This window comes from Iodobacter violaceini, from assembly GCF_011601265.1.
Classification (GTDB): Bacteria; Pseudomonadota; Gammaproteobacteria; order Burkholderiales; family Chitinibacteraceae; genus Iodobacter; species Iodobacter violaceini.
The window spans coordinates 315513-341480 of record NZ_JAAOLX010000006.1; the positions used below are offsets into that span (position 1 = coordinate 315513).

A 25968-nucleotide genomic window follows, 5' to 3' on the forward strand; every position below is an offset into this window, starting at 1 on the left:
GCAGTGTCTGATGCGCCTTTCGCTATGTTTTGTGGCCTTCCCAGTGAAATAAATGCAAAACCCGGTGGGCCACCGGGGCAAGCAACATACCGATGGCTGCAACAAAAACTAAACCCGCGTAGAGCGCATACAGGCCCACAAATAATTTGCCGGCATTGCTTGCAGGCGGAGTCAGCGGCCCCATTCCTCCCAGCATCATTGCGCCATTTAAAAAGCCATCGTGCCAGCTGTGCTGCTCAAAATAGACATGGCCTGCTGCCCCTAAAAACAGGGAGAGCAAAATGAGTAGTAAAGCGCCTGCAAAATGCCACAGCAGCCGGGTACAAAATTTTGCCCATGGCAGCGGAGGATGATGTCTGGATTCGTACATGTTCTGTCTGTCTTTGAATAATCATCAGATATGACTTTATTCAGGCCAGCACAGTTCCCGCTGGCTTTCAAAACGCCTGCTTTCACCCGTAAACGGATCAACAAACTCAATCGCCCTCGCTAATAATTGCAAGGGGCGGCTGAAGTCATCGCCTTTTTCGGGCAACAATTCGGGATACCAGGGATCATTTAAAATCGGCACGCCAAGCGCACTTAAATGCGTGCGCAGCTGATGCTTTTTGCCAGTGTGCGGTTTGAGGCGATAGCGTGCCCATTCGCCACGCTGCTCAATCAGCTCGATATAGGTTTCGCTATTAGGCTCGCCTGGTGCTTCTTCCATGGTAAACATGCCCTGCTGCTCCTGCATAAAGCTGCGGTGCACGCGGGGTAGCTCTAAATCAGCTCTAAAAGGTGCAATCGCCTCGTATTCTTTCGCCACATCCCGCTCAGAAAACAGCGCATGGTAGCCAGCGCGGCAGGCGGGATCGAGGCTGAACAGCATAATCCCTGCTGTTTCTCTATCCAGACGATGAATCGGCGCAATGTCGGCCACTCCCAGCGACTTACGTAGTCGGGTCAGCAGCGTTTCCTGCAAATAACGCCCGGCCGGAATACAGGCCAGAAAATGCGGCTTATCCGCCACCAGCAAGCGCTCATCCTGATACAAAATATGCTCGGCAAAGGGCACCGGCGTTTCTTCGGGCACTTCGCGGTAATACCAGATCCGGCCATTGGGCTGAAAGCTGCTGGCTACATTCAATACCTCGCCCTGGTGGTCAACAATCTCGCCACGCTCCAAACGCCCGCGCAATATTTCGGCCGGCATATGTGGAAAACGGGTAATGAGAAACGTCAGCAAATCTGGCCATTGCCCGGCAGGCAGTTGTAAAAAGCTCGGGGCAATGCCATCGCGATGCGGCAAGGGGGAAGTACGGCGTTTACTCATTAGCTGGGCAATCAAAGGCAAAGGAGCTGCAGTTTACGGGGCGGTGGCGGGGAAGGAAACCTTAGCATTGCCCAGTTTGGGGATGTTTGTGCCGTGCTATCAGTGCTTTGCTTCTGATTTGGCATTTTAAACGCGATGATTTTCAGTGGTGCAACAGCCATTACCCGCCATTTGACGATGGGATTTGTGCAGGGTGGGAGCGGCGGCGTTCACAATCGGGTAAAATCTCGTTTTTAAGTATATGTTGGCCGCGATTTGCGGCGAAAGGATGATATGAGTCTCAAATGCGGCATCGTTGGCCTGCCTAATGTCGGTAAATCGACCCTGTTTAATGCACTGACCAAGGCCGGTATTGCGGCTGAAAACTATCCTTTTTGCACCATCGAGCCAAACGTTGGCATCGTTGAAGTGCCGGATGTGCGCTTAGCTCAGCTGTCAGAAATCGTAAAACCACAAAAAATCCAATCGGCGATCGTCGAATTTGTGGATATCGCAGGCTTAGTTGCGGGCGCCTCCAAAGGTGAAGGCCTGGGCAACAAGTTCCTGGCCAATATCCGTGAAACCGACGCTATTGTGAACGTGGTGCGCTGTTTTGAAGACGATAACGTCATTCACGTTAACGGCAAAGTAGACCCCATCGCCGATATCGAAACCATCGGTATCGAGCTGGCACTGGCTGATATGGCCACAGCAGAAAAAGTATTCACCCGCGACAGCAAAAAAGCCCGTGCTGGTGATAAAGAAGCCATCCAGATGGTGGCCGTACTGGAAAAACTGTTGCCTATCCTGAATGAAGGCAAGCCAGCCCGCTCTGCCGGCCTGTCTGATGATGAAAAACTCGCCATCAAATCCCTGTGCCTGATGACCATCAAGCCCGCCATGTACGTGGCCAATGTGGCCGAAGATGGTTTCCAGAACAACCCGCTGCTTGATCGCCTGGTGGCCCATGCCAATGCTGAAGGTGCGCCGGTTGTGGCTGTATGCGCTGCTATCGAAGCTGAAATCGCTGAGCTGGATGACGCCGACAAGCAGGAATTCCTCGCCGAGCTGGGCCTGGAAGAGCCAGGCCTGAACCGCCTGATTCGCGTTGGCTACGATTTACTCGGCCTGCAAACCTACTTTACTGCTGGCGTAAAAGAAGTACGCGCGTGGACCATCCACAAAGGCGACACCGGCCCGCAAGCCGCCGGCGTAATCCACACCGACTTCGAACGCGGCTTCATCCGCGCCCAAACCATCTCCTTTGATGATTTCATCCAGTACAAGGGTGAACAAGGCGCAAAAGAAGCCGGCAAGATGCGCGCAGAGGGTAAGGAATACGTGGTGAAAGATGGCGATGTATTGAATTTCTTGTTTAACGTTTAAAGTATAAAACAAGAGGTAGTAATACTTTAAAATTTGTCATTTTCCAGAAACATAAATGTAATATTATTAAGGTGATACTAATGAGCCGCACTGTGAACTGTGTAAAGCTGGGGCGTGAGGCGGAAGGGATGGATTTTCCGCCGCTGCCGGGTGCTTTAGGTAAGAAGGTTTTTGATAATGTGTCTAAAGAGGCATGGCAGGCTTGGGTTAAGCATCAAACCATGCTGATTAATGAAAACCGCCTGAGCCTGGCTGATCCGCGTGCGCGTCAGTATTTGCAGCAGCAGCTGGAGAATTATTTCTTTGGTGATGGTGCAGAAATGCCAGCAGGCTTTGTGCCGCAATAAAAGTTAAGCACAGGCCACTTATAGTGGCCTTTGTTTTTTCTACAATCCCATTTTGTCTGTTGCAAAACGTGGGTGCATTTAAGATTTAGAGCTCTGGCGGGCTTGCTTGCCCGTTCATTTGTAGATCCAGCTGATTGATTTGTTTGGGTTTATGCCGGCGTTATACAGGCGTTGTGAAGTTTTCAGGACATCCCTTAGCTGGTTGAGTTGCATTTCTTGTCATCCGTATTTTTGATGGGCTATTTAATTTGAGCGAAGAGTGATGAGTTACAAACCTGCCGATAATCAATTAATGCTGAACCGTGAAATGGGGTTGTTAGAGTTTAATCGTCGGGTATTGGCCCAGGCGGAAGACGCAAGTAATCCTTTATTAGAACGTTTGAAATTTCTGTGCATTGTGTCATCCAATCTGGACGAGTTTTTTGAAGTACGCGTGGCCTGGCTTAAAGAAAATATGCGTCATAACCCAACCCGGCTTTTGCCTGAGGGAATGACGCCGCTGCAGGCTTTTGAGCTGGTGGCGCGCGAAGCGCATGATTTGGTTGATCGTCAGTATGATTTATTACTGGAAGTGATGTTTCCTGCGCTGGCTAAGGAAGGTATTCATTTCTTCCGCCGCAGCGTATGGACAGACGAGCAGCGCGAGTGGGTGCGTGATTTCTTTTTCCGCGAGCTGATGCCTATTCTCACGCCAATCGGGCTGGATCCTTCGCATCCTTTTCCGCGTGTATTAAATAAGTCGCTGAATTTTATTGTTGAGCTGGAAGGCAACGATGCCTTTGGCCGCAGCTCGGGCATTGCCATTGTGCAGGCCCCGCGTATTTTGCCGCGCTTTGTAAAAATGCCGACCGAGATTTCGGGCGTAGAGCATGGCTTTGTTTTCTTGTCTTCTATTTTGCATGCACATGTGGATGAATTGTTTTCTGGCATGCATGTGCTGGGTTGTTATCAATTCCGGGTTACGCGTGATTCTGATTTATCGGTGGATGACGATGATCTGAAAGATCTGCGCGCTGCGCTGAAGGGCGAATTGTCGCAGCGCTCTTATGGCGATGCCGTGCGTTTAGAGGTGGCCGATAATTGCCCTAAGCATTTACAACATTTCTTGCGTGATCAGTTTGGTTTGCAGGATGTGGATCTTTATCGTGTAAATGGCCCGGTTAATCTGGTGCGCCTGATGCAGGTGCCGGATCAGGTTGATCGCTCAGATTTGAAGTTTGAGCCCTTTATGCCGGGCGTGCCTGCCGAGCTGCGCAAGCAGCCGGATATGTTTGCCGCTATTCGTCATGGCGATATTCTTTTGCACCACCCCTACCAAAGCTTTACCCCCGTGATTGATTTGCTGCAACAGGCGGCAAGAGATCCGCAGGTGGTGGCGATCAAAATGACGGTATATCGCACAGGTACAGAATCGGCTTTGATGGAGGCCTTATGCGATGCAGCCGGGCGCGGTAAAGAGGTGACGGCTGTTGTTGAGCTGATGGCGCGTTTTGATGAAGAAGCCAATATTAACTGGGCCGCCAAGCTGGAGCTGGCGGGTGTGCACGTAGTGTATGGCGTATATGGCTATAAAACACATGCGAAAATGCTGCTGATTGTGCGCCGCGAAGAAGGAAAACTGCGCCGCTACACCCACGTTGGCACGGGTAATTACCATCCGCGCACCACAAAGCTTTATACCGATTTTGGTTTGATGACCATTAATGAAGAAATTGTCAGCGATGTAAATGATGTGTTTATGCAGCTTACCGGGCTTGGCCTGGCGGGGGATCATCATCAGCTGTGGCAGGCACCGTTTACCTTGCAGCCGAATATTTTAAAGTATATCGATAAAGAAATTGTCCACGCTAAAGCAGGCCGCAAGGCGGTGATTATCGCCAAGATGAATGCTTTGCTTGAGCCTACCGTGATTGATAAGCTTTATCAGGCATCGCAAGCCGGCGTTACGGTTCATTTGATTGTTCGCGGCGTTTGCGCCTTGCGCCCGGGTATTCCGGGAGTATCAGAAAACATCCGTGTGCGCTCAATTGTGGGGCGTTTATTAGAACATCACCGCGTTTTCTATTTTTATAATGGCGGTGCAGAGGATGTTTATCTTTCTTCGGCAGACTGGATGGGGCGTAATTTATTCCGCCGCATTGAAATTGCGTTTCCAATCTTAGATCCAAAAGTAAAACGCCGTGTGATTCGTGAAAGCTTGCGCCCAAGCCTGGTAGATAACACCCAGGCTTGGGAAATGCAGTCTGATGGCCGCTATCGTCGTAAGACTGCGCGAGGCGGTAAGGTGCGCTCTTCACAAGCAACATTATTGGCTGAGTTAACAGCTAAACCACGCAATTAAGGGCGACTGTGGATTTAATTTTGTGGCGTCATGCTGAAGCAGAGGAGGGGGCAGATGATCTGCGTCGTCCTCTGACAGCGAAAGGGCGTAAGCAGGCAGAGAAAATGGCGGCATGGCTGAGTAAGCGCCTTGATGGCGGGGCAATCACCATTATTGCCAGCGAGGCGGTGCGCAGCCAGGAAACGGCCAGGGCTTTAAGTAAGCAATTTAAAATTGATGCAAGGTTGAACCCCGGTGTTTTATGCGGCTCTTATTTGGAAGTGTGTAACTGGCCAAGGGAGCCGGGAAAGACCATTGTGCTGGTTGGGCATCAGCCAGAGCTGGGCCGTGCTGCAGCCGTGATTATGGCGGGTAAAGAGCACGATTGGGAGCTGCGCCGGGGTGGTTGCTGGTGGTTGCAGAGGCGGGTTAAGGAAGGACAGATCAGCTATTTATTACGAATGGTGATGTCGCCGGATTTACTGTAATACTTGTTTCATTAGAATTTCATGTTACTGAAATAGAAAGTTTATTATTTGTTTCAAGTCAATTTTAGGCTAATGATGTCAATGTATTGTGTTAATATCAAGTAATATGCTATTGCAAATTACTCGGGGGCAATAAAATGCTAACTAATACGCAAGTCCGTAAACCCGTTGTTCCTCCTGGCCATATTTCTCCTGCGCCTGATTTTTTTGAGCGTAATAAGGGATCTGCTCCATTTTCATGGATCACCTTCTCTGATGAGAAAAAACCAGCTGCACCGCCACCTCATAAAAAATAAGAGCTCAATACGCAAAACGGCTGCAATCAATGCAGCCGTTTTTTATTGCCTGTTGCGGTTCAATCGTGCTTTAAATCAGGCTGGCCTGGGGTAATGCCAGTGCCAGGCTTGCCTGGTAATGCCGGCTGGCGGCATCGTTTTTATCGAGCGAATCCAGTAATTCTGCCAGCTCTGCATGGGCCACAGCGGTAGGGTGTACAGCAATACTTGCTTCAAGATAGGTTTGCGCTTTACCCCAAAGGGCACTGGCACGGCAGAGCCTGCCAAGTGTCAGCAGCAGCAAATGATCTTCAGGATGCTGCTTAAGCCAAAGCTCGGCCTGTTGCAGCTGGGAAATAAGGGCTTCCCCGGTCAGCCCCAGCGAGCCATAGCGGCCAGCCAGGGTGCCGGACCATTCGTTTCTGAGGGTTTCTTCCAGCAGGCTGCGGGCCATTGCGGGCTCTCCCTGCTGTTTGTAGCTGTCTGTCACCGCTTCGATCAGCTGTGGCAAGGCTTTATCGTGGGCTGGCAGCTTATTCCACCAGTCTTTCAGCTGATGGCTGGATAAAGGTTGTTGTCTCAGCTTGAGCAGATAGGCTTGGTTGCGAATGCGTCTGGCCTGTTCGGCATCAACCGCTTCACTTTTGGCTAACTGTTCTACCAATCGTAATACGGCATCCGGGTTTTCTTCTCGCAGGCGTAAACGCAGCTCCAGCTGCAGGGCAGCGGTCAGCTTGGGTGAGATTTGCTTGGCTGCGGCAAGCGCATTGCCTGCATCGGTATAGCGGCGCTCATCCAGGTACAGCTCGGCAGCCATCATTGCTGCGGCTAAGTGCTGGTTGCCAAATCGTTGCTGAAGTTTGTCCAGATACTGATCGCGGCGGGCAAAATCACGCATTTGATGCGCGGCACGTGTGGCAAGCAGCGCATTAACGGCAAAAGCATCATTGTTTTCGCTGTTATTCAGCGCTTCGCTGGCCAAACGTTCGGCGCGCTGATAGCGGCCTTCAAAAAAAGCTAAACGCGCTTCGCGCTCCAGCTGAATTGAGGCATCTCTTTGCTGGCGTTCGCGGTATTGCTTTACCTTGTGTGGCAGGCCGCCCAGCTCTGCAACTACACGAAGCAGCAGATAGAGCAGGGCAATGGTCGCCAGTGTCAGCATTGCAAATACATTCAGCGAGATTTCAATCCGCCATGGCGGCAGGAACAGCAGCACATAGCCAGTATTAAGCTGGGCAAACAGCGTCAGCCCCACGGCCAGCGCAAACAGAGCGATGATCCAAAGCAGAATTCTCATTGCTTGGCCCTTTCTGCAATGGTACGGGCGCTGCGTACTGCCGCCAGGCTCGTACCGAGTTCCGGCAGCTGAATTGCCAGATCTTGCGCTGCTAACTGTTTTAGCGTGGCAATCGATGTGGCTGTTTGCGGCGCTTTTTTATCGAAGTATTGTTCTAAATAACGCAGGGCAGCCGCAATATCGCCACGGTAGCTGGCTTCATCTTTAAGCAGCAGGGACGTACGTGCATCCAGCAGCCTGAGCTTGATGTTTTCCCGCAGGAAAAAGCTTTGTTCCGGTGAAAGCAACATGGCTTCTGGTTTGTCCATGCGGCGGATCTGGATCAGCTGCTTAAGCTGTTGCCAGATTTCATCAGAAAAATTGGCCAGGGGGGTAGTACTGGCTGATGCTTTGACCGCAGGCGCCGCCTGGCGATAGCCATCAATTGCCAGAGGCAGGTCTTCCAGGCCTTTAATCAGGCTGTCTAATTTGGCGCTGATCCCAATGATATCTACATAGGGCAGGGCTTTAAGGGTATCAATATCACGGGTAATGCTCTGACGCAGGCTGATCAGCTCCGGGCGGTTCAGCTGCGCGAGTTTTTGGTCGATATTCGCCAGTGCAAGCAGCGCGCCATTTACATTGCCGCCTAATTGCAGTTGCTGGCTGGCAAAGCCAAGGATTTGTTCTATTTCAGAAAGGGCACGATGGGTTTCATTATGGGTAAGCGCCTCATACATATTATTCAGCGCTTGCTGCTGGCTGAGCGATTCCGCTTGTTTGGCATCCAGAAGTGCCAGTTTGGCGCTAAATTGCTCCTGCAATTTAGCGCTGCTTGCCAGCTGCTGGCTGAACTCAGCAGTGCTGTTTTTATTGGCGGCCAGCTGACGGCTTACTTCAAGCTTGAATTGCTCCATGGCTTGCTGCTGATAAAGCCAGACACCCGCTGTAGCAATCAAGGCTACGCTGCCAAGCACAATAGCGGTCTGCGGAACGAAGCGACGGTCAGGCGTTTGCAGTGCCGCCGCGAGCGAGTCTTGTGAAGTATCCTGAGTCATTTTGATTCCTGGCGGGGTTTTGTGAAGTGCTGACAAATGCCATGCAAAATACCGCTATCCCCTGCATTCGTAAGTTCTATTTGTTTTGCACCCAAAGCGATTAGCGTCTGTGCAATACGCGGATGGGGTACGAAATATATGCGTGATTGTAACGCTTGCAGCGCCTTGCCTCCAGCGAGCTGGAATAAGTGTTGCGCTGCTTCCGAGCTGGATATGACGATGCCATCGCAGCCACTGCTCAATTGGGCATTTAAATGCTCCGGATCGAAGCGGGGAGGCTGTCTTTGGTATGCGGTAATGATAGTCAGCAGCGCGCCACGCTCTTGTAAGGCTTTTGGTAATAATTCACGTCCGCCATTACCGCGAAATATCACCAGCTTTTTACCTGCTAAAAATTGCATTCTGGTTTCTTGCAGCAGGCCTTCACTATCAAATTGTACGGCAGGGCAGATAATATCCTGCACCCCAAGTGCGCTTGCCCGCCGCTCGCTGCCCGGCCCCACCACCGCGACGGGCAGGTTTTTGGGCCATGGTGCGGGCAAATGTGCAAATATGGCGTCAAGCGCGGATGGGCTGATAAAAACGGCCAGATCAAATTGCTCAATTTGAGCTAAAGCGGCCTGCAGCGGCGCAGGATCGTCAGGCGGAGCGATTTCCAGCAGCGGCAGCGGCAGTACTTCTGCACCTGCGGCTTGCAGCAAAGCAATTAAATCTGCTGCTTGCTGTCTGGGACGGGTTACCCACAGGCGCAGGCCGCTCAGTGTTTGCATTATTCTGCGGCTGCAGCGGCCAGACTCTTCAGAATCTCAGTCGCGCCTTCGGTACAGAGCAGTTCGGCTACCTGTAAACCCAGCCCATTGGCGGCGGCTAAAGAGCCATTGCCTTCGGCGTAGATAATATCGCTGCCATCGGGGTTAGCAATAAAGGCACGCAGGCGTAAAAAGCCATCATCTTCTTCGGCAAAAGCGCCTAATGGAATCTGGCATGAGCCACCCAGACGGCGGGATAAAGAGCGCTCTGCAGTTACACAGGCTGCCGTTGCCGCGTGGTTAAAGGGGGCGAGCAGCGAAATCAGATCAGCGCGATCGCTGCGTACCTCAATGCCCAGTGCACCCTGGCCCGGAGACGGCAGGCTGTCGGCAGGTGAAATTGCGCTTTTAATCCGGCTGGCTAAACCCAGACGAATCAGGCCTGCTGAGGCCAGAATAATGGCGTCGTATTCACCTGCATCCAGCTTGCCCAGACGCGTGCCCACATTGCCGCGTAAAGGCTTAATGACTAAATGCGGAAAACGGGCGCGTAATTGTGATTCGCGGCGCAGGCTTGAAGTGCCCACGACACAGCCAGGCGTTAATTGATCGAGTGAATCGTATTTATTAGAAACAAAGGCATCGCGCGGATCTTCCCGCTCGCCAATGGCGGCCAGCGTAAAGCCTTCGGGCAAAACCATCGGTACGTCTTTCATCGAATGCACGGCCAGATCGGCACGGCCTTCGGTAATGGCGGTTTCCAGCTCTTTAACAAACAGGCCTTTGCCGCCAATTTTATTCAGGGTTACATCTAAAATCCGGTCGCCCTGCGTGGTCATGCCGAGTAATTCAACCTGAAGCTCAGGATAAAGCGCCTCAAGCCTCGCCTTTACGTGGTTGGCCTGCCAGAGCGCAAGCGGGCTTTCGCGGGTGGCGATAACAAGGCGGTTAGGTTGAGTCACTTGCGTATCCTTTAGCGTGATTGCATACAGGGACGCATTCTATCATTAGCTGATGCCTTGGTTGGCTTCAGTGTTTACGCGGCTCAAAGACTGAAAGCGGTGGGTGTAATTCGATTTCTAATTCCACCAGATCAATTTCTTCGATGGGTTCGGCTTCTTCAAGTGAAACAGGCGCTTTGATTTCAGTTGGCCCGATTTTTTCATAATCAACCGGCGATTCGATCTCAAGAATTTCTGTATTTTCAAATGAAAGTGGCGCTTCAAGCTCTATGGGCTTGGTTTCTTCAAAGGAAAGCGATGCTTCTGCTTCCACCGCTTCCACCGCTTCCACCGCTTCCACTGCTTCCACTGCTTCTTCTAGCGGCAAAGAGGCTTCTATTGTTTCTTCATTGTTTTGTAATGAAATATCCAGGGGGCTGCCTGCATCTTCTTCAAGAGAGAATTCCAGCGGGGGCAGATCCAGCGAAATGATTTGCGGGGGTGTTATGGATGAGGCTGGCTTTGCTGGTGGTTCTTCAGCGGCTGGCGCAGATAAAAACTCCATCAGCATGGCGTCTTGCGCGCTTAATGGCTCGGCAGCAATGGGCCCGGGTGCGGGCAGCGGGGGCTGCTGAGGGCTGGTCTCCGCCTCAGGGTGTTCTTCAATCGCCGGCTCAGCAATGGTTTCTGCCCTGTCTTCGTGAGCGCTGTATAGTGGGTTTTCCGGATCCAGCCGGTAGCCAATATTGCGGACCAGCGCCCAGTCGTCTGCATCGCCGCCCAGATCATGGAAGCGCCTTGCCAGCTGGGCATATTCAGTTTTCATGCCTTGCTGGCGTAAAACGCGGAACAGCAGCAGCCATGGCTCACTATCGGCCTCGTTTTCGTCGATCGTCTGATAAAGAAGCTCAATGGCCTGATCGGTTTCACCCTGGGCCACCAGTAATTGCGCACGCTCCAGTGTGGCGCTGCCGTCTTCTTCTTCCTGCACTTCAATGCCGCCGTAGAACAGCTGGCTGTGGCGGAAAAGAGAATGCTCATCCGCGTCTGCGGCGGCAGGTTTAATGATTTTGGGACCAGTACGAGAGATAGGAGAAATCGCGCTTTCTGCATCTGCGTCCCAGCTGGTTTGATTTTGCTGGCGGCGGCGCAGCCATAAGCCCGCCCCGGCTGCGGCAGCTAATGCGGCAATCACGGCGGCCATCCACCAGCTGTTGCCTGCAGAACCATCTGCTGTTGTGCGTTTGGGGGCTGCGGGTGCCGGCGCTTCAGAAGGTGCTGGCGGAGCTGCGCTGCTGATATTCAGGGTGGCAACCGGAGAGCTTGTGGGCTCTGGCGTGCTGCTTGTTGCTACAGCGCTTGCACCGCTTAAAGCCTGCAGATGCAACATGGATTGTTGCAGGCGCAGCATTTCTGATTGCAACTGCTCTTGCAAGCTTTGCATCATGGCGATTTTGGTTTTCAGCTCTTCCGGGCTAAGTACTTCAGGCGCCTGGTTTTTAAAGCTTAATTCGCTTTCAATCCGCAGCTGGCCATTGCTGGCAGGCAAAGAGGGCTGTATTTCAGCAGGTTTTTGCTTGCTTTGGACAACCGTTGTCTGGCTGTTTGTGTCTTTACTGGCACTGACGGGCTTTGCTGCACGACGGGGGCGGCTGGCTGTGGTGCTGATTACAGGGCGGGCTGCGGCGTGTGTTTCTTCTGCAACACTTGGAAGGGTGAGCGGCGCAGGATCTAAAAACACGGTGTAGCTGCGTTGCAGCAGCTGGCCCTTGCACTCCATTTTTATACTGAAGCCTGCCACAGGCTCATTTACAACATCGGCAGACTGAATCAGGATCTGCCCGCCGCGCTCTTTAGCCAGCAGGCGCAGTGAGGCCTGGCCTAAGCCTGGCAGTTCGTTGGCAGGGGCGACGATACTTAGTTTGCTGCAGTCTTCTGCTAAGCCATCTTCAGGGGCAAGCTGGTAACTTACAGTGCCCCGAAACCGCTGGCCAACGGCGGATTGAATGTTCAGCTCCCCCAGCGTCAGGGCTGCAGCAGGCTCGCTCACGACCAGAGCAAGACACAGCATCTTCCAGCTAAACTGCAGCTTGAGAGGGGGAGTGTTTATCATCATTAATTGAGTAAGCCGTTTAAATGCCAAGTAGATGTAATTTAACGCTGTAGCTGGACTGTAGACTATTTACTTAGGGCTGACAAAGAGAGTGTCAGAATTAATGCGCTTCTTCCCAGTTTAAACCTGCACCCACTTCAGCCAGCAAGGGGACGGTCAGCCTGGCGGCGGCGGCCATCTTAAGCGGCAGTTGTTCACGCATCATCTCAACTTCGGCGTCGGGTACTTCCAGTACCAGCTCATCGTGTACCTGCATGATTAATTTACTTTGCAGGCCCTCGGTCTTAATCCAGTTGGCCACATTAATCATGGCCAGCTTAATTAAATCGGCGGCGGTGCCTTGCATTGGCGCATTAATGGCGGCGCGCTCTGCACCGGCACGGCGTGCGGCGTTGGCGGATTTAATTTCCGGCAGCCACAGGCGGCGGCCAAATACCGTTTCTACATAGCCGTGTTCTTTGGCGCTGGCGCGGATGTTTTCCATATATTGGGCAACACCATTGAAGCGTGCAAAGTAGCGGTCGATAAAGTTTTTGGCGGCGTCACGCGGGATTTCCAGCTGGGCCGCCAAGCCAAATACGCCCATGCCGTAAATCAGGCCAAAGTTAATGCTTTTGGCGTAGCGGCGCTGCTCGCTGCTGACCTGATCGAGTGCCACGGCAAATACTTCGGCGGCTGTGGTGCGGTGGATATCTTCACCTGAGTTAAACGCGGCGATCATCGCCTCATCGCCGGACAGGTGGGCCATGATGCGCAGCTCGATTTGCGAGTAATCGGCCGACATAATTTGCCAGCCTTTGGGCGCAATAAAGGCTTCACGAATCTTGCGCCCTTCCATGCTTTTGATCGGGATATTTTGTAAATTTGGCTCGGTAGAGCTTAAGCGCCCGGTCACCGCTACGGTTTGGTTGTAGCTGGTATGCACACGGCCAGTGCGTGGGTTTACCATCAGCGGCAGCTTGTCGGTGTAAGTCGATTTCAGCTTGGATAATGAGCGGTGTTCGAGCAGCACTTTAGGCAGCGGAAAATCTTTTGCCAGCTCCTGCAGCACTTCTTCATCGGTGGATGGCGCGCCCTTGGGGGTTTTCTTGATCACTGGCAGCTTGAGCTGCTCAAAGAAGATCTCGCCAATTTGCTTGGGGCTGGACAGATTGAACGGCTGGCCGGCTAAAGCGTAAGCGCTTTGTTCCAGCTCCAAAAGGCGCAGGCCAATTTCGTGGCTTTGCTGGTTGAGCTTGTGGCTGTCAAGCAGCACGCCGGTGCGCTCCATTTCAAACAACACGCTGCGCGATGGCATTTCGATTTCGCGGTAAACATGTGCCAGCCCGCCGGTCAGGCGCGGCAACATTGCGTGGGCCAGTTGCAGCGTGATATCGGCGTCTTCTGCGGCGTACGTGCTGGCAACATCGACCGCCACTTCGTCAAAGCCAATCTGCTTGGCACCTTTGCCGCAGAGTTCTTCAAATTTAATCGTGGTCACGCCGAGCTCTCTTTCGGCTTGTGCATCCATATTGTGTTTTTCGTGGCTGGCCAGCACGTAAGACATCAGCAGCGTATCGTCTTCGACCCCTGCTAAGGCAATGCCATGGTTGGCAAAAATATGCTGATCAAATTTTAAATTCTGCCCCAGCTTTTTATGGCTGGCCGATTCCAGCCATGGCTTGAGCCTGGCGAGTGTTGCATCCAGTGGCAGCTGATCAACTGCATCCGGCCCGCGGTGGGCGAGCGGCAGATAGGCTGCATGGCCTTCGCTGATGCAAAACGACATGCCAACAATTTGCGAGTTTAAAGCGTCTAAACCTGTGGTTTCGGTATCGAGCGATACCACCGGAGCAGCCATTAGCTGCTTCAGCCAGCTATCGAGCTCGCTATCGCTCAGAATAGTTTGGTAATTGCGAGGGGCGGCTCTGCGCTCGGCAGGCGCTTCAATGGCAGGGGTGCTGCTTGCAGGTGCGGCTGAGGGGCTGGCGGCCAGGCTGAATAAATCGTCGGGCGCCGGAGCTGCCAATTTGCTTTCGGCTTCGCGTATCCAGGTTCTGAAGTTGGCCTGGCGGAAAATCCCCAGCAGGGTGTCCCAGTCTTCGCTTTGTGGTATCAGATCGGCAAATTGCTGAGGCAGTTCACTGCTTAAGTCCAGATCACATTTTATGGTAACCAGCTGTTTGGCCATGGGCAGCCATTCCAGCGTATTGCGTAAGTTCTCGCCCACCACGCCTTTGATGGCGTCTGCGTTGGCCATAACCGCATCAAGGGTTTGATATTCTGTCAGCCATTTTTGCGCTGTTTTTGGCCCGCATTTTGGAACACCAGGTACGTTATCGACGGTATCGCCAATCAGCGCGAGATAATCAACAATTTGCTCAGGTCGCACGCCAAATTTATTGATCACGCCTTCAACATCGAGCACTTCTTCGGTCATCGAGTTTTCGATACGCACATACTGATTAACCAGCTGGGCCATATCTTTATCGCCGGTCGACATGATGGTAGTAATACCATGCTCTGTGCCCCAGCTTGCAAGCGTGCCAATGACATCGTCAGCTTCTACGCCATCCACCATCAGTATCTTTATGCCAAATGCTTTCACCGCAGCATGAATCGGTGCGATCTGAACGCGCAGCTCGTCTGGCATAGATGGGCGTTGCGCCTTGTATTCGCTGTATAAATCGTCGCGAAAGGTCTTGCCCTTGGCATCAAAGACACAGGCGATATAATCGGCGGGCGTTTGCTGACGCAGCTTTTTCAGCATATTAACAAAGCCGTACAGCGCATTAGTGGGGGTGCCGTCTGGAGCCGCCAGATCGCGGATCGCATGGAAGGCCCGGTAGAGGTAGGAAGAGCCGTCAATTAAAAGCAGGGTCGCCATGCGATGAAACTCTCTATACTTGATGTAAGAAAAACAGCAGCTTGCTTAATGCTTAAGCCAGAAGTGCTCGGTTTGGATTTGCTAAAATGAGGGTGAATCCAGCGTATTATAAGGCTTAAGCCATTGAATCGCTGTTTTTATCTGTCAGTTTAAACATGTCACTGCTGACATTTGTTTCATGATCATTCTGATGTATACGTCAAGTTTCTGCTGAGCCCTTGCATGGACATGGTGATCATGAAGCCGGGCTTTGTGGCCATTTCTACAAATCATGGCCGGTGTAAATCAGAAATCAGACCGGGCCTTTGGCCTGAGCTGGCCTAAAAAGGAAATCAAATGCGCCCTATTTTACTTAGCCTCTTATTGAGCAGCTCCGTGTATGCCGCCGCTCCCAGTGATGCGCCCCCGCCTTTGCCAGCGACCGAAAGCGAAGCAAAAGTGCTTGAGGCACCGGAAATACGTGTGATCGAGAAAACCGACGCAACGATTGCCGAGTATCGCCTCAGGGGGAAACTTTACATGATGAAAGTAACGCCTAAGGTTGGCCTGCCATATTTCCTTGTTGATAAAGAAGGGCAGGGGCGTTTTGATCGCAGTGATGATTTGGGCGGCAGTAATTTATCCGTGCCACGTTGGGTCATTTTTGAATTTTGAGTTGAATCTATGTCCGTTTTTACTACCGTGACTGCGGAAGACCTCGGTCCCTTCCTGAAGCGTTACTCTATTGGCAGCTTGCTGGAGCTTAAAGGTATTGCCGCAGGGATTACCAATACCAATTATTTTGTCACGACTACTCACGGTCGCTATGTGCTGACCTTGTTTGAGAACCTGGCTGCAGATGAGCTGCCTTTTTACGTCAATTTAATGGCTCATCTGGCTGATCATGGCATTGCCGTGGCGGCACCGATTGCAAATTTGGCGGATCAATACGTTGATGAGCTCAATGGCCGCCCAACCTTGCTGGTGCAGTGTGTGCCTGGCACGGTGGTGGACGAGCCAAGTGCAGCACAATGTTTTGAAGTGGGTGAAATGCTGGCGCAAATGCATTTGGCGGCAGGCAGCTATCGCGGACAAATGCAAAATCCGCGTGGTGCCGCCTGGTGGAATGCAACTGCGCCGCAGTTATTTGCTTTGATGAGCGAGGCCGAAGCTGAGCAGTTGCGGGGCGAGCTGGCTTTGCAAGCCGGGCAGGATTTTGCTGATTTACCCAAAGGCGTGATCCATGCGGATTTATTCCGCGATAACGTCTTAATGAATGGCGATCATGTTGGCGGTTTTATTGATTTTTATTACGCCTGTAATGATGTTCTTCTTTACGACTTAGCCATTACTTTGAATGACTGGTGCGTGTGCGAATCCGGTGATATGGATGCTGAGCGGGCCAAGGCTTTATTGCTGGGCTATCAGGGTGTTCGTGCTTTACAGGCCAATGAAACAGCCGCATGGCCAAATGTTTTGCGCGCCGCTGCCCTGCGTTTCTGGGTGTCGCGTTTGTATGATTTTTATAAGCCGGCAGCGGGTGAAATGACCTTTGCAAAAGACCCCGGACATTTTCAGCGGGTCATCAGTGCTCATGCAGAGCGTCAGGATTTTTGGCTGTGAACACTTTTTTAGAAACGCTTAAAAGTTTGCTGGATACGGCTGGTGTTTTAACAGGCAAGGATACCGCTGCTTATTGCCTTGATCAGCGCCGCCGCTATCAGGGATCTGCGCTGGCTGTAGCCAGACCACGTTCTACTGCTGAAGTGGCTGCGGTGATTGAGCTTTGCGCTTTGCATGGCATCGCCATTGTGCCGCAGGGGGGAAACACCAGCTTATGTGGCGGTGCAACACCCGATGCATCAGGTACGGCGCTGGTGTTGTCGCTGGAGCGGATGAATCACATCCTTGAGGTTGATCCTGAAAATAACACCATGATTGTGGAAGCAGGTGCCATTCTCGCCGATGTGCAGGCCGCAGCAAGGGCGGCTAATCGCCTGTTTCCTGCAGAATGGGCAGCTTCTGGCTCTTGCCGTATTGGTGGTGCGTTGGCTACCAATGCAGGCGGAGTCAATGTGCTGCGCTACGGCAATATGCGGGAGCTGACCCTGGGTCTTGAGGTGGTTTTGCCCAGTGGCGAAGTCTGGAATGGTTTGCGGGGTTTAAGAAAAGACAATACGGGCTATGATTTAAAGCAGCTCTTTGTTGGCTCTGAAGGAACATTAGGTGTGATTACCCGTGCGGTCTTGAGGCTTTACCCACTGCCAACAGCCCATGCAACGGCTCTGGTGGCCGTGAGTGATCCTGCGGCAGCGGTAGATTTGTTGCGTGGGGTGCAGGCTGCAGTAGGTGACCGGGTGACTTCTTTTGAGTTGATTTCCAGACCCTGTTTTGAATTACTGGCCAAGCAGTGCCCTGCCTTACCGCATCCATTCAGCCCTTTGCCTGAATGGGCGGTGTTAGTAGAGTTATCTGATGGCGGTGACAGCCATGCGCTGACCGATCAATTGGCAGAAGTTTTACATGCACTTGCCTGTGATAACGCTTTGCTGGCGCAAAACAGCAGGCAGGCCAGAGATTTTTGGCAGCTCAGGGAGCATATTCCTGAGGCGCAGCGAAGAGAAGGTGTGAGTATCAAGCACGATATCAGCGTGCCAGTGGGGAATATCCCCGCATTTTTAAATGAATGTGGTCAGCAATTAGCATTGGCATTCAGTGATGCGTCAATTATTGCTTTCGGGCATTTAGGTGATGGTAATTTGCATTACAACGTTTTCAGGACAGATAAAACATCGGCATTGTATGCAGATGAGCCGGCTGTCAATGATATTGTTTATTCCTGTGTTGCGTCTCACAACGGCAGTATTAGTGCAGAACATGGTATTGGACAATTAAAGCGTTATCATTTAGCTCAATATAGAAATCCTCTGGAATTAACTATAATGCAGCAAATAAAACGAGTGTTTGATCCTAAGCAAATCATGAATCCGGGTAAAGTATTAATTGATTAATGTTTATAAAATTTTTTTCATATACATTTCGCAATGATATTCTATACAATAGGGGTAATGATTAGGTTTGTAATTGCGGCAGCAATATTCTTTTATCACTACTAAATATAAAGTTAATGCATGAGCGAGTCCAATCCCAGCCATTCTAAAGCGACTGATCGCCCTGACTGGCGAGTGGGAGAGCATCAGAGTCGTTTTGATCCACTTCTGGATTGTCTTGCCGAGCTGACACGCATTCACGGGCAGCCGTGGACGTGTGAAGCTTTATCGGCAGGCCTGCCTCTCACAGATAATCTGCTTTCGCCTTCACTTGTGCCACGTGCCGCTGCACGTGCCGGGCTTTCTGCCCGAGTGGTCCGCCGCGCTTTGCAAGAGCTGCCAACCAGTTTGTTCCCCGTTATTTTGCTGCTTAAAGACCGTGGTGCCTGCCTGCTGCTTGAGTGGACAGACGATGGCATGGCCCGTATCTGCTTTCCTGAAACGGGCGAATCATCCGAGCTGGTGGATGCCGAATCTTTAGCAGCGTCGCATAACGGGATTGTGATTTTTGTCCGCCCTAAATTCAGGTTTGAAACGCGTGCGCCCGAGCACGGTGCGGTGCGAAGCCGGCACTGGTTCTGGGGTGTGGTTAAAGACAACTGGCGTTTATACCGTGATGCTTTGCTGGCAGCGCTGCTGATTAATCTTTTGGCGCTGGCGATGCCGCTGTTTTCTATGAATGTATACGACCGTGTTGTGCCTAATCATGCTCTGGAAACATTATGGGTTCTGGCTGTAGGTGCATTGGCGGTGCTGTGTTTCGATTTAATTTTGCGCACAATTCGCGGCCATATTATTGATGTCGCGTCCAAGCGGATTGATGTGACGCTCTCTGCGCTGATTATGGAGCGCGTGCTGGGCTTGCGTATGGAAGCGCGTCCGGCCTCTGTGGGCTCTTTTGTGGCAAATCTGCGTGCTTTTGAATCGGTACGCGATTTTATTGCCTCTGCTTCGATCACCACCCTGGTTGATTTACCCTTTGTGCTGATTTTCCTTCTGGTGATGGTGTGGATTTCGCCGTGGCTGGCTGTGCCTGCCATGGTGGGTATTGTGCTGGTGGTGGGCTTTACACTGCTGGCTCAGGACAAAATGCAGGAAATGGTTGAGCTGACCCAGCGTGCCTCTGCGCAGCGTAATGCAACTTTGGTTGAGGGGCTGGTGGGGATTGAAACCATCAAGGTGATGGGGGCAGAGAGCGAGTTTCAGCGCCGCTGGGAGCGATCCACCCATTTCCTCGCGCAAATTGGCTCCAAGCTTAAATTACTGTCGTCTACCACCGTTAATTTTGCTTCATTTATCAGTCAGTTAGTCAGCGTGGTCGTTATTATTGTGGGTGTGTATTTGCTGACTGAAAATATGGTGACGATGGGGGGGATTATTGCTGCCTCTATGCTGTCGGGCCGGGCATTGGCACCACTGGGGCAAGTAGCTGGTTTATTAATGCAATATCAGAATGCGCGTACTTCTTTAGCCGGTATTGAATCGCATATGAAATTGCCGGTTGAACGCCCTGCAAATAGTAACTTTTTACACCGCGAATCATTTCGGGGTGATATTGAATTTAAAAATGTGAGCTTTGCCTATGCAGGCAATGACGAAAAAGTATTAAACAATGTTTCATTTAAGTTAAAAGCCGGTGAAAAAATGGCCATTATTGGCCGTATTGGCTCGGGGAAAACAACCATAGAAAAACTCATTCTTGGTTTGTATTACCCAAGTGAAGGTGCGGTATTGATTGATGGCGTGGATACGCGGCAAATTGATCCCGCTGAATTGCGCCGTGCAGTGGGGCATGTGCCGCAGGAGCCCATCTTGTTTTATGGCACGCTGCGTCAGAATATTGCTATGGGTGCACCCTTTGCTGATGACGGCAGTATTCTGGCTGCTGCAGAGCTGGCCGGGGTTAAAGAGTTTTCAGATTTGCATCCGCGCGGCTTTGATATGCTGATTTCCGAGCGGGGCGATTCATTATCAGGAGGCCAGCGTCAGACCGTTTCTATTGCCCGTGCCATGCTCAATGATCCGCCGATGCTGCTGCTGGATGAGCCCACCAGTGCCATGGATCATCTTTCTGAAGAAAAACTTAAAGCGCGTCTTAAAGCGTATATCACGCAAAAAACATTATTGCTGGTGACTCACCGCACCTCACTGCTTGATCTGGTTGATCGCCTGATTGTGCTGGATCAGGGCCAGGTGGTGGCCGACGGGCCTAAGGCTCAGGTGATTGAGGCGTTGCAGCAGGGCAGAATAGGCAGGAGCAGCTGATGATGCAAATTGAAAGCGCCAAGCCTAATTTCTTGCGCAAAAAGTGGCAGCAACTGGTGAGCTTCAGCTCTCACTGGTTTGACCGGTATTTATTTCGTGGCGAAGCTCACGATATGGTCGATCACAGTGATTTTGTGGCCGATGCCGACTGGGTGATTGTTGAGCAGAGCCCGCGCGGAGCGCGCATTCTGGTGTGGACTTCGGCGGTCACTGTATTTGTAGTGCTGCTCTGGGCAGGTCTGGCAAAAATTGATGAGGTTACCCGTGGTGAAGGGAAAGTGATTCCTTCAAGGCAAATTCAGGTGATTCAGAGCCTGGATGGCGGGATTGTTAAAGAAATTCTGGTCAGAGAAGGACAGCAGGTCAAAATGGGCCAGCTGCTGGTCACGATTGATCCTACGCGTTTTGTTTCATCGCTGAAAGAAAACCGGGCTCAGTATTTATCGCTCAAGGCCAAGGCTGCACGGCTTGAGGCTTTGGCATCCGGACAGCCTTTTGTTGTTCCTGCAGAAGTGCAGGCCGAGTCGCCGGAAATTGTGATTCAGGAACGCGGCCTTTATGAATCCCGCAAGGCAGAAATGAATGCCCTGATTAGCGGTGCACAGCAGCAGTTGGTGCAGCGCGGGCAAGAGTTAAATGAAGCAAGAGCAAGGCGTGAGCAGGCGGGCCAGGGCTATGCGCTTACTTTGCGTGAGCTGGAAGCCACCAAACCATTATTGAAAAGTGGTGCTGTTTCTGATGTGGAAATCTTGCGGCTGGAGCGCGATGTATCGCGATATTTGGGTGAACGTGATTCTGCAAGCTCGCAAATTCCGCGTATTCAATCGGCGATGAGCGAGGCAGGCAGCAAGATTCGTGAAGTAGAGCTGACATTCAGAAACCAGGCCCGCTCAGAATTAGGTGAAACAGTAGGTAAGCTCAATAGCCTGACTGAAGGCAGCGTGGCGCTGGCTGACCGCGTAAAGCAGTCTGAAATTCGCTCGCCCGTAAATGGCACAGTTAAACAGCTTCAGGTGAACACCGTTGGCGGAGTCGTGCAGCCTGGCAAAGACATTATTGAAGTTGTGCCAGGGGACGATGCGCTATTGCTGGAGGCCAGAATTTTGCCGAAAGATATTGCTTTTCTGCGCCCGGGTGCACCAGCAATTGTGAAGTTTACTGCCTATGATTTCTCTATCTATGGCGGGCTTGATGCAAAGCTGGAGCACATCAGTGCAGACACTGTGGTGGATGAAAAAGGTAATGCTTTTTATATTGTAAAAGTTAGAACCAACGCTAGTTTCTTGAAGGCGGGCGATAAAAAGCTGCCGATTATTCCAGGTATGGTGGCCGAGGTTGATATTCTTACTGGTAAAAAAACAGTGTTGTCTTACCTGCTGAAACCGGTACTCCGTGCAAAATCTAATGCGTTGACTGAGCGATGAACTACTCAATACTGACTGCTGATCCTTTTTTGTTTGCTCATGTTCAGCAGGCTACCCAACAAGAGCTGATCAGGCTGGACTCACTGGCGGCTTTGGCTGGCCGCTCTGAAGGTGTGGTGCTGATCGACCTGGCGCTTGCTGCTTTGCCTGCGCTGAATGATCCGGCCTGGCTGAGCTACACCTCTGAGCATCAGATTATCTTTGTCAGCTCTGCCCCTGGCGATGCAGAGCATCTGGCGGCTCTTACTGCTGGCGCGCGCGGTTACTGCCATGCTTATGCTGCAAGTGAGTCACTGCTGGCGGTGATAAACGTAGTTGCGGCGGGGGGCGTGTGGGCCGGGCCTGCTATTTTGCAAGCGCTGATTCGTTCAATGAATAAACTGTTTGCGCCTAAAGATACAGATGCCTGGATGGCGCCTTTAACTGCCCGCGAGCGCGAAGTGGCAATCCTTGCCTCAAATGGCAGCGTAAATAAAGATATCGCCAGAGAGCTGGGGATTACCGAGCGCACAGTTAAATTTCATTTAGGCTTGATTTTTGAAAAGCTGAAAGTGAGCGATCGCTTACAACTGGCCTTGCTGGCGAAAGGGATTCGCTAGATTTCAACCCTGGAAATCATCTCTGACAAGAGGCTCCGTTTATCCGGAGCCTTTTTTCTGATCGGCGGCATGTGCGGCTGTACTTGGGTACAGTAGGCATTCACATGGGATGAGTCTAGCCTGAAGCTTAACTTATTCACTGGTTGAACGATCATGGCCGAGCAAATTAGTGTAAGCAAACCAAACGTGACTGTTGTGCACATCGATGGCAGCGTTTTTTTGCGGGATGCAACCGGAAAGTCTGTGCCTTTAAAAGAAGGCCAGCAGTTGAATGAGAATGAAATATTTGTAACCTCCGCCGATGGCCGGGTGCAGCTGCTTATGCCTAATGGCGAGCTGCTTGAAATCGGTGGTGATCGTACCGTCCAGGTAGATGCTCAGATGCTGGGCAGTGAGCCAGCTGATGCGGCATCTGCTGCTATTGCAGATCTCAACGGCTCAACAGGAAAAATTGTCGCCGCTACCCCCATTGATGCAGCCGCTGCCGAGGCTCTGTTAGAACAAGAAGCAACTGCGGCAGGCTTAGGCGGTGGACAAGGAGGAGAAGGCCACTCCTTTGTAGAATTAAGCCGCATTGCTGAAGGTGTTAACCCCTTAGCATTTAACTTTGCAGTCTCTGATTCAGGCACGCTTGATTTACCACTGATAACGGCTTTGCCGGTTCAGCCCAGCCCTAATCCGGCCATTCTTGGTGCAGATACAGTCAGTGGTGCAGAAGACTCCGCTATTACAGGCAATGTGCTCACTAATGACAGCGATGCAGACGGGCCATTGACTGTTACAGGCTTTACAGTAGCGGGTCTGGCAGATGCTTTTACTGCCAGCCAGGCCGCAACGATTCCAAATATTGGAACATTACTCATTGCGCCTAATGGTGATTTCACCTTTACACCAGTTGCGAATTACAACGGCCCGGTGCCTGTCATTACTTACAGCGTTATCGATCCCGTTGGCGGCACTGGCAGCAGCACTCTTACGCTTACAGTAACGCCTGTTGATGATCCGGCAAATCTGCAGGCTGATAGCGCAACAATTCTTGAAGACACACCCGCTACAGGCAATGTGTTAAGCAACGATAGTGATCCTGATGGTGCATTAACCGTAACAGGCTTCACCGTCGCTGGGTTGCCAGATTCCTTTACAGTGGGCCAGCCAGCCAGTATTCCCAATGTAGGTACTTTAATTATCGCCCCCAATGGCGATTACACCTTTACTCCTGTTGCAAACTACAATGGCCCGGTCCCTGTTATTACCTATAACGTGGCAGACCCGCAGGGAGGCACAGGCAGCAGCACCTTAACGTTAACGATTACCCCAGTTGATGATCCTGCAAATTTACAGGCAGATAGTGCAACAGTCCTGGAAGACACACCTGCCACAGGCAATGTTTTAAGCAATGATAGTGATCCGGATGGCCCGCTTACAGTTACTGGCTTTACTATTGCTGGTCTGCCGGGCACGTTTACACCGGGCCAGGCTGCAGTCATTCCTGATGTGGGTAGCCTGGTGATTGCCCCAAATGGTGATTACACCTTTACTCCTGTTGAAAATTACAATGGCCAGGTACCTGTTGTTACCTACAACGTAATCGATCCTGCTGGCGGAACAGGCAGCAGCACGCTGACGCTGACCGTTACTCCGGTTGATGATCCTGTCATCAGTCAGATCGAAGTCGGCAATCCGGGTGTGGCGGATGACAATGTGGTGGAAGGCAATAACCTTGTCTTCAATGTCTCACTGAGCACCGCCACCACCAAAGCAGAAACCTATGCCTTTAACCTGGGTGGCGGATCAGCGAGTGCAGCCGATTACGGCACAGCCACCTTCAGCAATGGCGTGACTTACAACGCAACCACCGGCCTGATCACCGTGCCTGCAGGCGTGACCAACTTCGCCGTTACTCTGCCAACCGTGGATGACGCACTGGTTGAAATCACCCCGGAAACCGTTCCTCTGACTATTGGCGGCGTGAGCGCCACCGGCGGAATTCTGGATAACGACAGCCCGGCCATTACCGGCATCGAAGTCGGCAATCCGGGTGTGGCGGATGACAATGTGGTGGAAGGCAATAACCTTGTCTTCAATGTTTCGCTCAGCACCGCCACCACCAAACCAGAAACCTATGCCTTTAACCTGGGTGGCGGATCAGCGAGTGCAGCCGATTACGGCACAGCCACCTTCAGCAATGGCGTCACCTACAACGCAACTACGGGTCTGATCACCGTGCCTGCAGGCGTGACCAACTTCGCCGTCACTCTGCCAACCGTGGATGACGCACTGGTTGAAATCACCCCGGAAACCGTTCCTCTGACTATTGGTGGCGTGAGCGCCACCGGCGGGATTCTGGACAACGACAGCCCGGCCATTACCGGCATCGAAGTCGGCAATCCGGGTGTGGCGGATGACAATGTGGTGGAAGGTAATAACCTTGTCTTCAATGTTTCGCTCAGCACCGCCACCACCAAAGCAGAAACCTATGCCTTTAACCTGGGTGGCGGATCAGCAAGTGCAGCCGATTACGGCACCGCCACCTTTAGCAACGGCGTGACCTACAACCCAACCACGGGTCTGATCACCGTGCCTGCAGGCGTGACCAACTTCGCCGTCACTCTGCCAACGGTGGATGACGCGCTGGTTGAAATCACCCCGGAAACCGTTCCTCTGACTATTGGCGGCGTGAGCGCCACCGGCGGAATTCTGGACAACGACAGCCCGGCCATTACCGGCATCGAAGTCGGCAATCCGGGTGTGGCGGATGACAATGTGGTGGAAGGCAATAATCTTGTCTTCAATGTTTCGCTCAGCACCGCCACCACCAAAGCAGAAACCTATGCCTTTAACCTGGGTGGCGGATCAGCGAGTGCAGCCGATTACGGCACAGCCACCTTCAGCAATGGCGTGACCTACAACCCAACTACGGGTCTGATCACCGTGCCTGCTGGCGTGACCAACTTCGCCGTCACTCTGCCAACCGTGGATGACGCACTGGTTGAAATCACCCCGGAAACCGTTCCTCTGACTATTGGTGGCGTGAGCGCCACTGGCGGGATTCTGGACAACGACAGCCCGGCCATTACCGGCATCGAAGTCGGCAATCCGGGTGTGGCGGATGACAATGTGGTGGAAGGTAATAACCTTGTCTTCAATGTTTCGCTCAGCACCGCCACCACCAAAGCAGAAACCTATGCCTTTAACCTGGGTGGCGGATCAGCAAGTGCAGCCGATTACGGCACCGCCACCTTTAGCAACGGCGTGACCTACAACCCAACCACGGGTCTGATCACCGTGCCTGCAGGCGTGACCAACTTCGCCGTCACTCTGCCAACGGTGGATGACGCACTGGTTGAAATCACCCCGGAAACCGTTCCTCTGACCATTGGCGGCGTGAGCGCCACCGGCGGAATTCTGGACAACGACAGCCCGGCCATTACCGGCATCGAAGTCGGCAATCCGGGTGTGGCGGATGACAATGTGGTGGAAGGTAATAACCTTGTCTTCAATGTTTCGCTCAGCACCGCCACCACCAAAGCAGAAACCT

Annotated in this window: 19 protein-coding genes; 11 read left to right on the top strand and 8 right to left on the bottom strand. The window is 52.1% G+C overall.

Annotated elements, in window-relative coordinates:
* Positions 1-22: 22 nt before the first annotated feature.
* Positions 23-370 carry a hypothetical protein gene (locus HA050_RS13695; protein ID WP_166827144.1) on the bottom strand — a complete coding sequence of 116 codons (348 nt, stop codon included), beginning with the start codon at positions 368-370 and terminating at the stop codon, positions 23-25.
* Between the two features lie 36 nt (positions 371-406).
* Positions 407-1315, bottom strand: a complete 909-nt coding sequence (locus HA050_RS13700) for an RluA family pseudouridine synthase (protein WP_166827147.1) — start codon at positions 1313-1315, stop codon at positions 407-409.
* 273 nt (positions 1316-1588) lie between these two features.
* On the opposite strand from HA050_RS13700, the gene ychF reads away from it, so the two are divergent.
* From ychF to HA050_RS13720, 4 genes are all read left to right on the top strand, one after another.
* Positions 1589-2680 (top strand): redox-regulated ATPase YchF, encoded by a 1092-nt coding sequence (gene ychF, locus HA050_RS13705; protein ID WP_166827148.1) that lies wholly within the window; start codon positions 1589-1591, stop codon positions 2678-2680.
* 80 nt (positions 2681-2760) lie between these two features.
* The gene (locus tag HA050_RS13710) at positions 2761-3027 is read left to right on the top strand and encodes an oxidative damage protection protein (protein ID WP_115228617.1); all 267 of its coding nucleotides are present in this window, start codon (positions 2761-2763) and stop codon (positions 3025-3027) included.
* 262 nt (positions 3028-3289) lie between these two features.
* Positions 3290-5368: a polyphosphate kinase 1 gene (gene ppk1, locus HA050_RS13715; RefSeq protein WP_166827151.1), complete on the top strand. Its 2079-nt coding sequence runs from the start codon at positions 3290-3292 to the stop codon at positions 5366-5368.
* Positions 5369-5376: 8 nt separating this feature from the next.
* Complete coding sequence (locus HA050_RS13720) at positions 5377-5835, top strand: SixA phosphatase family protein (protein ID WP_166827153.1); 459 nt, start codon at positions 5377-5379, stop codon at positions 5833-5835.
* A 366-nt stretch (positions 5836-6201) separates the two neighbouring features.
* Here HA050_RS13720 and HA050_RS13725 read toward each other — a convergent pair whose 3' ends face one another.
* From HA050_RS13725 to polA, 6 genes are all read right to left on the bottom strand, one after another.
* Positions 6202-7407 (bottom strand): heme biosynthesis HemY N-terminal domain-containing protein, encoded by a 1206-nt coding sequence (locus HA050_RS13725; protein ID WP_166827156.1) that lies wholly within the window; start codon positions 7405-7407, stop codon positions 6202-6204.
* Positions 7404-8444 carry a uroporphyrinogen-III C-methyltransferase gene (locus HA050_RS13730; protein ID WP_166827158.1) on the bottom strand — a complete coding sequence of 347 codons (1041 nt, stop codon included), beginning with the start codon at positions 8442-8444 and terminating at the stop codon, positions 7404-7406. The genes HA050_RS13725 and HA050_RS13730 overlap by 4 nt, the downstream gene beginning before the upstream one ends.
* A complete protein-coding gene (locus tag HA050_RS13735; protein ID WP_166827161.1) occupies positions 8441-9214 on the bottom strand; it encodes a uroporphyrinogen-III synthase in 774 nt (257 codons plus the stop codon). Before HA050_RS13735 ends, HA050_RS13730 begins: the two co-directional genes overlap by 4 nt.
* Positions 9214-10155 carry a hydroxymethylbilane synthase gene (gene hemC / locus HA050_RS13740; protein WP_166827163.1) on the bottom strand — a complete coding sequence of 314 codons (942 nt, stop codon included), beginning with the start codon at positions 10153-10155 and terminating at the stop codon, positions 9214-9216. Before hemC ends, HA050_RS13735 begins: the two co-directional genes overlap by 1 nt.
* A 67-nt stretch (positions 10156-10222) precedes the next feature.
* Entirely contained in the window at positions 10223-12250 is a 2028-nt protein-coding gene (locus HA050_RS13745) for a type IV pilus assembly protein FimV (protein ID WP_166827166.1), read from the bottom strand.
* Positions 12251-12347: 97 nt separating this feature from the next.
* On the bottom strand, positions 12348-15113 hold the full coding sequence (polA, locus tag HA050_RS13750) for a DNA polymerase I (protein WP_166827169.1): 2766 nt from the start codon (positions 15111-15113) through the stop codon (positions 12348-12350).
* A 336-nt stretch (positions 15114-15449) separates the two neighbouring features.
* On the opposite strand from polA, the gene HA050_RS13755 reads away from it, so the two are divergent.
* The 7 genes from HA050_RS13755 to HA050_RS13785 form a co-directional block, all read left to right on the top strand.
* A complete protein-coding gene (locus HA050_RS13755) occupies positions 15450-15767 on the top strand; it encodes a DUF2782 domain-containing protein (RefSeq protein ID WP_099398962.1) in 318 nt (105 codons plus the stop codon).
* A gap of 9 nt (positions 15768-15776) precedes the next feature.
* On the top strand, positions 15777-16715 hold the full coding sequence (locus HA050_RS13760; RefSeq protein WP_166827171.1) for a homoserine kinase: 939 nt from the start codon (positions 15777-15779) through the stop codon (positions 16713-16715).
* On the top strand, positions 16712-18103 hold the full coding sequence (locus HA050_RS13765; protein WP_166827174.1) for an FAD-binding oxidoreductase: 1392 nt from the start codon (positions 16712-16714) through the stop codon (positions 18101-18103). Before HA050_RS13760 ends, HA050_RS13765 begins: the two co-directional genes overlap by 4 nt.
* Before the next feature lie 120 nt (positions 18104-18223).
* The gene (locus HA050_RS13770) at positions 18224-20407 is read left to right on the top strand and encodes a type I secretion system permease/ATPase (protein WP_166827176.1); all 2184 of its coding nucleotides are present in this window, start codon (positions 18224-18226) and stop codon (positions 20405-20407) included.
* Between the two features lie 2 nt (positions 20408-20409).
* The gene (locus HA050_RS13775) at positions 20410-21831 is read left to right on the top strand and encodes an HlyD family type I secretion periplasmic adaptor subunit (protein ID WP_166827206.1); all 1422 of its coding nucleotides are present in this window, start codon (positions 20410-20412) and stop codon (positions 21829-21831) included.
* Complete coding sequence (locus HA050_RS13780; protein ID WP_166827179.1) at positions 21828-22430, top strand: response regulator transcription factor; 603 nt, start codon at positions 21828-21830, stop codon at positions 22428-22430. Before HA050_RS13775 ends, HA050_RS13780 begins: the two co-directional genes overlap by 4 nt.
* A gap of 153 nt (positions 22431-22583) precedes the next feature.
* Positions 22584-25968 (top strand): retention module-containing protein (locus HA050_RS13785; RefSeq protein WP_166827181.1); only part of this gene is annotated, 3385 nt, incomplete at its 3' end.